Annotated in this window: 9 protein-coding genes and 1 pseudogene; 7 read left to right on the forward strand and 3 right to left on the reverse strand. The window is 47.5% G+C overall.

Annotation, left to right across the window (positions count from 1 at the left end):
• The 3 genes from gloB to bioF form a co-directional block, all read right to left on the reverse strand.
• A partial coding sequence (gene gloB, locus C7B77_RS11635) for a hydroxyacylglutathione hydrolase (RefSeq protein ID WP_106304457.1) occupies positions 1-648 on the reverse strand: 648 nt, incomplete at its 3' end.
• A 283-nt stretch (positions 649-931) separates the two neighbouring features.
• A complete protein-coding gene (locus C7B77_RS11640) occupies positions 932-2,722 on the reverse strand; it encodes a chromosome segregation ATPase (protein ID WP_146138278.1) in 1,791 nt (596 codons plus the stop codon).
• A 223-nt stretch (positions 2,723-2,945) separates the two neighbouring features.
• Positions 2,946-4,130, reverse strand: coding sequence for an 8-amino-7-oxononanoate synthase (bioF, locus tag C7B77_RS11645; RefSeq protein WP_106304463.1), 1,185 nt, complete (start codon positions 4,128-4,130; stop codon positions 2,946-2,948).
• Between the two features lie 54 nt (positions 4,131-4,184).
• Between bioF and psb28 the strand changes: the two genes are divergently transcribed.
• From psb28 to C7B77_RS31705, 7 genes and pseudogenes are all read left to right on the forward strand, one after another.
• Complete coding sequence (gene psb28, locus C7B77_RS11650) at positions 4,185-4,523, forward strand: photosystem II reaction center protein Psb28 (RefSeq protein ID WP_015161531.1); 339 nt, start codon at positions 4,185-4,187, stop codon at positions 4,521-4,523.
• Positions 4,524-4,535: 12 nt separating this feature from the next.
• Positions 4,536-5,072 carry a MogA/MoaB family molybdenum cofactor biosynthesis protein gene (locus tag C7B77_RS11655; protein WP_106304465.1) on the forward strand — a complete coding sequence of 179 codons (537 nt, stop codon included), beginning with the start codon at positions 4,536-4,538 and terminating at the stop codon, positions 5,070-5,072.
• Positions 5,069-5,602, forward strand: coding sequence for a hypothetical protein (locus tag C7B77_RS11660; protein WP_106304468.1), 534 nt, complete (start codon positions 5,069-5,071; stop codon positions 5,600-5,602). The genes C7B77_RS11655 and C7B77_RS11660 overlap by 4 nt, the downstream gene beginning before the upstream one ends.
• A 262-nt stretch (positions 5,603-5,864) precedes the next feature.
• Entirely contained in the window at positions 5,865-7,298 is a 1,434-nt protein-coding gene (locus C7B77_RS11665) for a phosphoglucomutase/phosphomannomutase family protein (RefSeq protein WP_106304471.1), read from the forward strand.
• A 90-nt stretch (positions 7,299-7,388) separates the two neighbouring features.
• Complete coding sequence (locus C7B77_RS11670; protein WP_106304474.1) at positions 7,389-7,772, forward strand: hypothetical protein; 384 nt, start codon at positions 7,389-7,391, stop codon at positions 7,770-7,772.
• A gap of 264 nt (positions 7,773-8,036) precedes the next feature.
• Positions 8,037-11,225: a WGR domain-containing protein gene (locus tag C7B77_RS11675; RefSeq protein ID WP_106304476.1), complete on the forward strand. Its 3,189-nt coding sequence runs from the start codon at positions 8,037-8,039 to the stop codon at positions 11,223-11,225.
• A 64-nt stretch (positions 11,226-11,289) separates the two neighbouring features.
• A pseudogene (locus C7B77_RS31705) lies at positions 11,290-12,907 on the forward strand (SWIM zinc finger family protein); the annotation flags it as partial.

The following is a 12,907-nucleotide window of genomic DNA, read 5'->3' on the forward strand; positions in this document are numbered from 1 at the left end:
CGAAGTTGGTACGGTGGGAATTAATTTTTGACGTGCAGCGGTAACGTCTACCAATCGCTGTTGGAGTTCTTGATTGTCAGGATCGACAGTGATGGCAAATTTGAGATTGCTTAATGTATACTCGTGAGCGCACCAGATTCGGGTGTTGTCTGGCAATTGGCGCAATTTGGAAATCGAACTCACCATCTGTGTGGGAGTACCTTCAAATAAGCGTCCGCACCCCCCTGCAAAAATCGTATCGCCACAGAAGAGTTCGCCTGCTTCATTGCTGTTGACAGGTGGGAAATAATAAGCGATGTGGGCGCGAGTATGTCCGGGGATAAAGAAAACTTCACCGACTCGATCGCCAAATTCCACGCGATCGCCATCTGCCAAGTATACTTGTTGTCCGGGGATGCGTCCCCGATCTTCGGCACCGCCATAGACGCGGACGTCGGGAAATGCGGCGATTAAGTCTTTATTGCCACCGACGTGATCGCCGTGATGGTGGGTGTTAAAAATGGCGACGAGCGACACTTGATGGTGGGCGAGTTCGGCGATTACTGGGGCTGCTTCTGCCGGATCGACAACTGCGGCAATCTGGCGATCGCGATCGATTATCAGAAAGATATAGTTGTCTGATAAAACGGGAATGCGAATGATATCCATAGTAGCGAGATTTTCGTTAACTTATGCTCTTAACTTAACAAAATCTTTCAATAATTGATAATTGATAATTGATAATTGATAACTACCTCTGACCGTCCTTTGTTATAACAACCGCCAAGGCTATTAGGGGAATTCGATCGTTACTGCAACACCCCCAACTTCTTTTAAGAAGCGGCTCCAAGCTGAGCCTTTATCTCGCGACGGCAAGACAAGACAAGACAGGGACACCCCTACAGCCTCTTCAGTATTCACTATCAACTATCAACTATCCACTATTCCCAAACTAATTCCCCAAGATACTATTGCTATCGCTATTCTCGGTTTCGCTCGGACTGGGAGTTGGTTCGGGATTGAGTTGTTGCTCCCATTGCTGAACGTAGCTTTGAGCCGAACCGTAGGCTGAAGTATTTGATGGGATTGCTTTGGCGATCGAGATCGCGCGGCGGAGGTCGCTGGTAGCGGTACTTTGGGCTACTTCTAACATTTGAGCACCCCAGTTATCCATCAACAGTCGGGCTTGGGATCGCAATTGCGAACTTTTAGGTACTCTAGCAGCGGCTTGAATGGCACCCAGCAAGGATTCGGGCGTACCGTTACCAGCCAATCTTTGTGCTGAAGCTAAATTGTTCGCAGCTTGGAGTTGGGCTTGCCAATCATTTACGCGTTCTTGAGTTTGAGCGTACATGGCTCTACCCCTGCGAATTCGTTGTCCCATGGCAACAGCAGCACTCAAATCGCCGCTACTGGCCAAACTTTCGGCTTGAGCGAGGATCGGGCCATCTTCGGCACGTTGGATCGCGGCTGTCCATTGCTGAACTTTTTGTTGGGCTTGAGGGTAGAGGGCGCGTCCGGGGCGAATTTGATTGAGTTGGGCGATCGCATTTTGGACTCCCGCCGCCGTACCAGTTGCGGCAAGTTTATCTGCGGCGGTGATGTATGGAGTATCTTCGACTGTCTCAATTTGTTTACGCCACTCACTGACGACTTGAGCGGCTTCTTTGCCGCGCGGATTGCTCGCCGGAATCCGTTGCACTTCCATAATTGCAGCTTGAAGATCTTTGACAGTACCAGTTGTAGCCAAGCTGCGGGCGTGCTGGAGAGCAGCGAGATCCTGAATTTCGAGTTGCCACGCGATTGTAGATTGCTGCGCTCGTTGGTACATCGAACTATTCGCGCCAATTCCTTGAACTAACGAAATTGCTGTTTCTAGTTCGGCAATGCTGCTATTTGTGGCGTGAGAGAGAGCTTGCGATAGATTGATGAGATCCTGAAGTTCGGTTTTAATGGGTGAGACTTCGGGTGTTTGATTGGCGATTTCGAGCGCGCCTTGCCAGTCATTTTTATCGAGTTTGGCTCTAGCTAGCTTTAACATTTGGCTGGCTGCTGTGCCGATTAAAGTTTTAGCTTCGGTCTGAGCAAAACTTTTAGGATCGACTTTCTTGGCAATTTCGATCGCTTTAAGCAGGGTTTTGATGTCGGTAGTCTTAACTAATTGACGGGCTTCGTCCAACTTGGCACTGTCAGCTTTAGCAATTTGGACTAAGTCGGCTAGTTCTTGGTACTTGGTTGTTGCCCAATAGCGATTGTTTAAGCGAGTTAATTTGACGGCGACTGAGTAAGCATTCACCCACTTAGAGCTATTTAATAATGCTCTAGTTTCTTTATCGAGCGCGATACCTTTAGTCCAGGTTTGTTGCCATTGTGCCAGTCGTTTAGAAACAACTTTATGGGCTGGGACATTTGGCGGAACTTGTTTGGCTGCATTTACGGCCTCATCATAGTTACCCTCTTGATAGGTTGCTTCGGCCAAGCGCAGAATGGACAGCGACCACCGCTGGACATTGCTATCGACATAACCGCGCGTCGGATCGTTGGCGGGGATATCTTTGACTAGATTTAGAGCTGCTACCAAATCGGTTAAGGTTTGTTTGCTGGCAGCTAATTGTCCGCAATAAACGCGTAAAGATGCTGAAGACATCGGCACGAATATTTCGGGGCAATTAGGTACTGCTTTGGGATTTAGCAATAAGCCTAATGCCAAATAGACTAAGCCACCCGAAATCCCAAGGGTCATAATTGCCCAGAACACCCAACTTCGGATAAACGATAGTCGCAACCAACCAGGCATCTGGTTTACTAATTGTTTAGTGGCTTGGTTTGCTGGTTCAAAATCAAAGCGGGAGTTTGGTTTGGCCAAAACTTAAAAAAGAGGGTAAAGAGTAAGTAATTGCCCGATCTAAATGGGGCATCTACAACCCGATCGAGCGTTTGAGACGTCAAATTATTACATCAACATTTTAGCTCACTTCGGTTTCGCTGAATATCCGCTCGATCGCGTTAACTAGTCGTTCCAATTGTGACTGTTGATGAGTTGCCATCAGCGATAATCTAATTCTACTCGTCGGTACGGTGGGCGGTCGGATCGCTGGAGCGAAAATTCCGGCTTGACGGAGTTTCTCGCCGATGGCGATCGCGGTGTGAGGATCTGGTAACTCAATACAGATAATCGGCGATGCCGAGGGAATGAGTTTGACTTGGGGCAATCTTGTCAATAGTTCGTTTAAATATTTCACATTTTGCCACAATTGGTGACGGAGTTGGGGCGTTGTCGTGACTATTTCGATCGCAGCCAATGCCGCAGCCGTATCGGCGGGGGAGAGTCCCGTGGTATAGATCCAGCTCGCACAGCGGTTTTTGAGAAATTCGATCGTCTGGGCACTGCCAGCCACATAGCCGCCCAAGCTCCCCAACGACTTACTTAACGTACCCATTTCGACGATCGATCGATCGCCTAGATGATAATGCTCGACGGCACCCGCGCCAGTCGCTCCAAAAATGCCCGTAGCATGAGCTTCGTCTACCAAAACCATCGCCCCGTATTCGGTAGCCAACTCCATCAACTCTGGCAACGGACACAAATCGCCATCCATACTAAACACGGTATCGGTGACAATTAGGCAGCGACGATAATTGGCCTGATGTAACTGGAGATTGTGACGCAGCGAATCCATGTCACAGTGCTGGTAATCGAGCGTCGTCGCACCACTCAGGAGCGAGCCATTTTTGAGACTGGAATGATTGAGGCGATCGCTCAAGATCAGGTCTTTTTGGCCCACTAGAGCCGCGATCGTTCCCAAATTGGCTAAATATCCAGAACTGAAGACTAAGGCAGCTTCAGTGCCCTTTAAACGGGCGATCGCTAGCTCTAACTTATGGTGGAGTTGCTTGTGTCCGCTCGTCAAGCGCGAACCCGTGGCTCCCGTCCCAAATTGTTGCGTCGCTGCCATCGCCGCGCGGATCGTGCGCTCGTTGCCAGCCAAGCCCAAATAATCGTTACTGCCAAAATTGAGTAAGACGCGTCCGTCGATCGTTACCTCCGTGCCAGGTAAACTATCGATCGATCGCACAGAGCGATACCAATTTGCCTGCTTTATCGTCGCTAACGAGCGATCGATCCAAGCATAAGGATTTAATTGATTCAAATTTACAACTCTCGATCGATTAGGATATGAAAATAACCTTATCCAACTTAATTCATGGCCGAAATCCAATTTTCTAGAGGAACCACCGAGCCTGTCGTTCCCGATGTTCGACTCACCAAATCTCGCACTGGCGAGCAGGGTAAAGCATCATTTTACTTCGAGAAGCCTGCCATTCTTGGTAATGACGTTACCGAAGAAGTCACTGGGCTGTACATGATCGATGAAGAAGGCGAAATCGTGACTCGGGAAGTCAAAGCCAAATTTGTCAATGGTAAACCCGAAGCATTGGAAGCCATTTATATCATGAATTCTACGGCAGAGTGGGATCGATTCATGCGCTTTATGGAACGCTACTCCGAAGCAAATGGTCTAGGCTTTACAAAGGCTGAATAATTAGCTTCAATTATGCACGATCCTCTCAGTTCTGGCGCAGCCGAACGTTCTGCCCAGCCGCATCCAGATTCCAGCCCAATCGTGGTTAATTGCGCCATCGTCACCGTTAGCGATACGCGCACGCCCAATACCGATCGCAGCGGTGAATTAGCCCAACAATTGCTACTAGCGGCTGGGCATCAAATTGGCATGTATCGGATTATTCCTGACGAACCAACGCGGATCTGTGCCGAACTAGAGGCTGCGGCTACCGCAGTACCGACAATTAACGCGATCGTCTTCAATGGTGGTACGGGCATTTCTCCCCGCGATAACACCTACGAGGCGATTTCTGGTATCCTGACCAAAACTTTACCGGGATTTGGGGAAATCTTTCGCTTCCTCAGCTATCAAGAGATCCGATCGCGGGCGATTGCCTCGCGAGCGATCGCAGGTACTTACGGACGCTTACTCGTTTTCTCGCTACCTGGTTCGCGAGGTGCAGTACAATTGGGCATGGAAAAACTGATTCTGCCCGAACTCGTCCATCTCGTCACCCAATCAACATGACATCTGCTGGTAAGGTCGCAAAAAAGCCCGATAAAAAGGTAGCTAAAAAAAATCCATCCCATTGGCTCTCGATCGGAATTATTGCTCTACTCGTTGGTGGAACTATTTCTGCCAAACACGTTTTTCTCGTCGATGAAGATATCGAAATTACCACTAAATTTAGCGGTCAAAGTTGGCAAATAAGTTCTCAGTCGCTCCGTAAAGCGGTCGGCGATCTCGATCGATTTACGCATCAATATCTCGATCCAATTGGTGCTAATATCGGCCAACAATCGCAGCAATTACTCATCCAGGCTGGCAATGCTCTCTCCGAACGCAAAGATTGGTGTATTCCACGACCTCAATTTTCTAGTACTTCTGCTAATCCCAAAGATCTAAATTCAACCGATTCAGAACGTTCGACTACAGAAAAAGCTAAAACTCGATCGAATAAATTATCAGCCCAATCGAAAAAAGATCGAGTTGCTAACCAGCCTAATTCAGATCGATCGAGTCAAGATTGGTGCATTACTACAGGTACTAAAAAATAAGATAGCAATATAGAACCCATTTGAGATCTCTACGGTTGGTGTGCAAAATGCGTCATTTTGTCTTTTGTATAGATCTGTAGGGGTGGGTTTATGCTAGTCAATGTCGATGTTACTGTAGGAGATCGGACAAAACCCACCCTCCACCACCAGGATCTAAAAAGATCTCAAATGGGTTCTATCGGTCGATAAATTCAGTATTATCGGGATATGAGAATATCCTCCACATCTGTAAAATAGTGAAGTTGCTAGATGATGTGGAAACATGAGTGCGAACGCGATTAAATTTGGGACAGATGGTTGGCGGGGCGTAATTGGCGCAGAGTTTACATTCGATCGATTGCTAATGGTTGCCCCGATTGCCGCAGCCGTATTGGCAGATACTTATACAGCCAAGACAGGCAATCGCACGATAATCGTCGGTTTCGATCGCAGATTCATGGCCGAAATCTTTGCCAAGCGGATGGCTGTTACTCTACAGCAAGCTGGATTTGATGTTATTTTGAGCGACACTTACGCGCCGACACCTGCATTTAGTTGGGCGGCACACAGTCTGAATGTCCTCGGCGCGCTGGTCATCACCGCTAGCCACAATCCAGGTGACTATTTAGGGTTAAAAGTTAAAGGCAATTTTGGTGGTTCGGTACCGCCAGAAATGACGCAACAGATCGAAGCTAGATTGGGCGAGACTTTGCCACCGACTACACCAGGAACGCTGACAACCTTCGATCCGTGGGCGAGTTATTGTCAGGAATTGCGTGGCAAAGTCGATCTCGCCAGCATTCAACAAGCGATTGCCGCAGGTAAGTTGACAGTATTTGCCGATGCCATGCACGGTGCCGCTAGTACGGGGCTAGAACGGCTGTTAGGCACGCCCATTATCGAACTCAATAGTAATGCCGATCCCTTATTCGATGGTGGTGCGCCAGAGCCATTACCGAAGTATCTGTCGCAATTAATGCGCGTGATTCGCAGCCATAATACCAAGCAAGGAGTAAGAGTAGGGCTGGTATTTGATGGCGACTGCGATCGAATTGCCGCAGTAGATGGCTCTGGCGAATTTTTTAGCTCGCAAATCTTGATTCCAATTCTGATCGAGCATCTAGTCAAACGACGGGGATTTACAGGCGAAATTATCAAGACAGTGAGCACGTCCAATCTCGTCCCCAGAATGGCGAAGTTATATAACTTGCCAATTTATGAAACACCAATCGGTTACAAATATATCGCCGATCGGATGTTAGATACCTCAGTCCTGATTGGGGGTGAAGAATCGGGCGGTATCGGTTATGGCAATCATATTCCCGAACGCGATGCTTTGCTCTCGGCTTTATATCTACTCGAAGCAATCGCTAAATCTAATCTAGCTCTCAGCGATTTGTACGGTCAACTCCAAACTCAAACTGACTATCATTTTCAATACGATCGTGTCGATATCCATCTCAAAAATATGGATGTCAGACTACGACTAATGGCGCAGTTAGAAAACCAGCCATTTAATAAAATTGCTAACATAGAAGTATGCGATCGCAATCTTGCTGATGGGTACAAATTTAATCTGGTTGATGATAGTTGGCTATTAATTAGATTTAGTGGTACCGAGCCAGTCCTGAGACTATATTGCGAAGCACTAACACTCGATCGAGTTCATCAAACGCTTGCCTGGGCACAAGATTGGGCAAAATCGATCGACACTTAGTAGAGATTTTGTCAGCGCAATCTCTATCTTGAAGTATCGATCTATGACTCGAACAATTAGCTAGTGAATAATTTCTACTAATAGTTAATCATGAAAATTTCGATCTACTTAACGGCGATTGCTACGACAATTATTACTTGTTTGGGAACGGGAGCGGTGAGAGCACAAGGCGTATTCGTCCAACCTTTTCCTTCAACTGGTTACTCTTCGACGATAATTTACGTCCCCTCTACTGTTCCCGATGGCAACTACAATAATCGGACGATCGAATACGAATCGGTAAATCCGAATATTTATCCGACCAATGGTTACTATGGGAGCACGACAACTACGATTTATGACAATGGCGGAACCTTCGGTCGTAGCTACCGTGATTATCGCAATCCCGCCCGAGTTACCTGTAGCACATCGATAATCGGCAGTCCGATTCCCAGTCCGATTGCCTTGGGTACGAACGGTCAACCGTGTCGCTAGAGGAACCTAAGTTGCGAGTTACAGTTTTTTTGTGGCAAAGCCTTGTTGTATGTGGAGTCTGCAAAATGTAACGATCGATTGTCAGTCGAGCGAGTGTATAGTACAATAGTATCGAGAATTTGTTAGCAAGAAAAATAGGTATAACGCCTCCCCTGTCTTTTAGGGAGAAGTAATTATCAATTTTCTCCTTGGTGCGCATCCGCAAACCGTCGGGAAACAAAGGCGTGCGCGTATCCGCAATTCTCAATTCTTTAAAGCTTGTCTATGCAACTAATTCAACGCACCACCCTGGTTTATCAAGCAGGTAGTTCGGATAAAGTCTATGAAGTCGATCTGTGCCAAGTAGCACCCGATCGATATATGGTGAATTACCGCTATGGTAGGCGGGGTGGAAATCTGCGCGAAGGGGCAGAGACAGTAGCAGCAGTCCCGCTAAATGAGGCGCAGCGGGTGTTCGAGCGACTGATTCGATCGAAAGTAACTAAAGGCTATCGCGAAGCGGGTACGGTGGCACCTGAAGCCGTTGCAGCGAATGTTTCTGTGCCAGTTAACATCGACGAACCGGATACGCGCAATCGAGCGGTCTTAGCCAGATTGATGTTGGCGGTAAATAACCGCAATGCGATCTCCAAACCAAAGGAATGGAAAATCGATCGGGCGATCTGGCGATCGGGAGAGTTACAATTAGCCGCAGCGACACCTTTACTCATGCAATTGTGGGGCAGCAATCCGCTGACGAATTACAGTATCGCTTGGGCATTGGGCAATTGCGGCGATGCCCAAGCGATGCCGATGTTAGACGCGATCTACCGTCAAGCCGATACGCCAGCTCACATCCGCCGCATTGCCCTCGAAGCTTTATTCAAACTCAATCCTGAAGGTGCGCGGGCGTTGCGTAACGAGCTAACCGTGAAATTACCCAAGCCATTGCGCGGTTTAGTGGAGCAAGGTGCCGCTTCCGCCGCCATTATCGAGGCTTTACAAACTTATCTCGCCACCGCCACGCCACCTCAATTTGACGTAATAGATTTGTTGTATCAGATCGATAGCCAATATACTCGCCCCGCTATTTTAGAGATAGTCAGACAGGCACCCTTGCAGCCTAATTATTTTCAACGGTTGCGACACATTTTCAAAATCGCCGAATATCGCCACGACGCCGAAGTATTTGGCATTCTTACTTATCGATTCGATCGAACTCCCGCATTTTACAATAGCAATTATTACGGTATTTACATTCCCAATACGGATGAATACTTGAGGACACAAAATTGGGCGAGGAATCCCAAAACAGGTCAATATGAATCCACTCCAACGGGTGCATTTCAGGCGGAAATGGCTAAACCGAATTGTCGATTAGGTTATAGTAATAAAACACGCGATTATTTACGACGTAGAGTCTGGCGATCGCTCAAAACTTTAGGCGAATTAAATCGATCGGAATATGTTTCCCTCGCAGTAGATATCCTCTTACAATATAGCGATCTCGATGCTACGCCCATCCGCGAATCAAATTATTGGCACCACACCGAACGCCGCAATCGCCGAATTAGTTGGGATAAATATGCGGCTTATTTAGCATTCAATCATATTCTCTATACTAATAGTCCGCGCTATGAATTACCGCCATCCAATGATGTCTGGCGGTGCAAATCTACATATAAAATTGGCGATCCGGTTCCTAACGTTCGGGAAGAGGCATTCCCAGAATTATGGGAGCAACAGCCACATTTATTACTCCAACTATTATCAGAAAGTCAGTGCCAGCCAGTTCATGAATTTGCCGTCAAAGCAATTAGAACCTGTACCGAATTTTGCCAAGGCATCTCGATCGATATCTTAATGCAACTATTAGCCAAACCTTATGAAGTTACCGCTCAATTTGGCTTTGAGTTGGCTCGATCGCGCTATCAACCCGACAATCCTCAAGCCGATCTGATTCTGGCGATCGCCAATTGTGCTTATGCACCCGCTCGCAGCGAAGCACATAATTGGATTCGCGCCCAGATCGATCGATTTATTACCGACGATCGCTTAATTGCAGGCTTAATTGTCAGTCCCGAAGCAGATACACAGTTATTTGTTCGACAATTATTAAGCAATACAATTTTTCCGGCGGATACCGCACGGACGATAATTGTGCGCATTATTGCTGAGTTATTAACTTTAGATACAACGCGAGAACAGATCGCCGAAAATGCCACTCAAACATTAATTACGTGTTTTAGTGTCGCCTTAAGATCGATCGGTTTAGAAATCGTCCTCGATTTACTCCGCCATCCGCTGCCAGTTCTCCAAACTTGTGGCGCGCAAATCTTACTCAACCATCAGACTCAAACGATCGATCTACCGCCCGGTTTAATCGATGCTTTATTAGAATCGCCAGTTGCCTCAGTTCGCGTTATCGGCGTCCAATTGTTCGGACAATTACCAGACGAACTTTTGCTCGATCGCATCGAACTAATTCTGACATTAGTCACTCACGAACTTCCCGAAATGCGATCGGCAATTCGGGCGAGTATTCAGCGGATCGCCGCAGCTCATCCAGCCTTTACGACTACTTTACTCGATCGCTTAATTCCGATCTTATTAGCACCCGAAGCACACGAAGGACTGCATACGTCCATCTCGCAACTATTGCAAAACGATCTACCCAATTGGATGGCAGTTACCAGCCCCGAAATTACCTGGACGTTACTCACATCTCCAGCTACAGCCAGCCAAGATCTGGCAGGAAAAATCCTGCAAGTAAATAGTACCCGGTGGGCAGATACATTAGCCACCGAACAAATTGCCGAACTCACCCATCATGAAATTCTGGCAATCCGCGTCGCTGGCTGGCAAATGTTAGAGCAAATCTTACCGCGCTTGCGCCAACAACCTGCGGACTTACTCGCAGCAACAATGGTAATGGCATCTAAATGGGAAGACTCCCGCCAATTTGGTTTCAAACTATTTGGCGAATTGCTAACCCCCACCGAACTTAGCCCCTCAGTCGTAATTAGTATTTGCGATAGCAATCGCGAAGACGTGCGTAAATTCGGACGCGATTTAGTTGGAAGCTGTTTTCAACAACAAGACGGTTTAGAATATCTGCTCAAATTTAGCGAACATCCCACCACCGATATGCAGTTATTCGCCAGTCAATATCTCGAAGATTATGCAGCCGGAAATCTCGACAGATTGCAAGAATTGACGCCCTATTTTACCCGCGTTCTCGCCCAAGTCAATCGCGCTCGTGTCGCCAAACAACGAATCTTTGCCTTCCTCAATAGCGAAGCGATTAAAAGTGAATCTGCGGCTAAAGTAGTCATTGAATTATTAACCAGACAATCGGCTTCGATCGCGATCGGCGAAAAGGCGCGGGCGTTGGAAACTTTGCTCAAGATTCATCAATTGTATCCGCAATTATCGGTACCGATTTCGGTTAAGGCTTTACCTGTCAAGGCGTAAATAGTTCATCTTTAATTTATTATTTTTAACCGCAGAGGCGCAGAGGGCGCAGAAAGAGAGAAAAATGGAATTTAATTATAGTTATTCAGGTAGTAGTAGCATATCCGGTAATGGCGATCGCACGAACATGTCTTTCGCACCCGATGTCTCCCGCACACCCACTTATTTTCGCGGCGAACTGCGGCAAAATATCGCCTTCCGCGAAGCGATAAGTGCGCTGCACGATGTCGTTGTTTCCGATTTGCGATTTCAGCCTAAAGATAAAACCGCATACAAAGAATGGGCGGCGCAACGCAATGAAATCGACTGGCAACTCATCGCCACCCAGCGGCAAACCGTGACGGATAGGTTGCGCGAACTCGATGCCGAAATGAGCGAATTGCGCCGTCGTAGCTCCGAACGATCGAGCGAATACTACAAATCAGTGGGGCGTTATTTCGACTATCTGTACCAAAAAGATCGCGATGCTTGGTTCGTCCTCGATCCCGTCATTACCGTCCATCCTGACGAAGTATTCTTCGAGTGTTTCAGCCAAGATGAGTCCAGCTACGGGCGACTCGGTGCCAGCTACGAGGTTTTTAAAAACGTCGGCGACTTCGCCTGCGGTACGACAAATGTCGATTATTCCGCCGCGCTGTATGACGAATTCCAAAAAATCCGCACCTATAAATCCACCGTATTTGAAGTAGATCCCTCCGGTTTTGGCGTCCAAACTGCGGGCGAGGTGGCTTATAAAGAGGTGAAAATCGATTTACCCGATACGTGGGTGCGCGGCTTCTTGTAAGTCAATTCAGCGATGTCCTTGCCCGCAATTAGCTTCGATCTCCACCCGATGGACATCTATAATCTCTGCTTCGTCCTCCGTCGCCGCAAAGAAAAACACGGCCCTCGGAGCATGAAATATATCCTCAAACCGGGCGAACCAGTAAGAGTAATTTTCGAGCCGTGGAATCTGGAAGTTGTTTGCGATCGATCGTTTTATCATGGCAATAAACCCGAAGAAATTCGCGTTTGGGGACGCCGCCGCTTGTTGATTTTAGAACGCTTAATTCCCGTCGCGCGCAAATTTACCGTCCACTTATTAGGCACGGGTTTACCCTCATTCTACGTCGCCGATCTTCACGATTTATCCTTCACCCTCGGCTTATCAGGTTGGACGGCAAATGATTGGGCAAAAGCCGGAAATTTCGATCTGATGGCTCCCCGCGCTACTGTCGATGATTGGACAAAGCAAAAAGTATTCGCTGGATTGCAAGAAAATTGGCTCGAATCTCCAGATGCTCTGGCTAAACGATTAAAACTCGATCGCAGTGTCGTTTTGGGTGCCTTGAGTGCCTATACTCAAGCCGGACGCGCGATTTACGATCTAAATAAACAAGTATATCGCGTCCGCGAATTAACACAATCACCACTGCCGATCGATCGATTGAGATTTGCCAACGATCGCGAATCAGCCGCCAGCGAATTTATTACAAACAAAGTTGTTAAAGTCGATAGTTCGAGTATCGATACCAACGGAACATTACATCTAGCCGGAACGCTCAAATATCGATCGCAAACATACAACCCCACCGCCGAGATCGATCGCGACGAGCGATTGATTGCTGCTAATTGTACCTGTAATTGGCATCAACAAAACAAGCTATTTAAAGGCCCCTGCGAACATATTCTCGCCCTCAGAA

Source organism: Chamaesiphon polymorphus CCALA 037 (genome assembly GCF_003003845.1).
In the GTDB taxonomy this organism is placed as follows: Bacteria; Cyanobacteriota; Cyanobacteriia; order Cyanobacteriales; family Chamaesiphonaceae; genus Chamaesiphon; species Chamaesiphon polymorphus.

Coding starts and splice junctions, on each gene's coding strand:
- C7B77_RS11640 (WP_146138278.1), bottom strand. CDS start 2,722: ATGACCCTTGGGATTTCGGGTGGCTTAGTCTATTTGGCATTAGGCTTA.
- psb28 (WP_015161531.1), top strand. CDS start 4,185: ATGGCCGAAATCCAATTTTCTAGAGGAACCACCGAGCCTGTCGTTCCC.
- C7B77_RS11655 (WP_106304465.1), top strand. CDS start 4,536: ATGCACGATCCTCTCAGTTCTGGCGCAGCCGAACGTTCTGCCCAGCCG.
- C7B77_RS11660 (WP_106304468.1), top strand. CDS start 5,069: ATGACATCTGCTGGTAAGGTCGCAAAAAAGCCCGATAAAAAGGTAGCT.
- C7B77_RS11665 (WP_106304471.1), top strand. CDS start 5,865: ATGAGTGCGAACGCGATTAAATTTGGGACAGATGGTTGGCGGGGCGTA.
- C7B77_RS11670 (WP_106304474.1), top strand. CDS start 7,389: ATGAAAATTTCGATCTACTTAACGGCGATTGCTACGACAATTATTACT.
- C7B77_RS11675 (WP_106304476.1), top strand. CDS start 8,037: ATGCAACTAATTCAACGCACCACCCTGGTTTATCAAGCAGGTAGTTCG.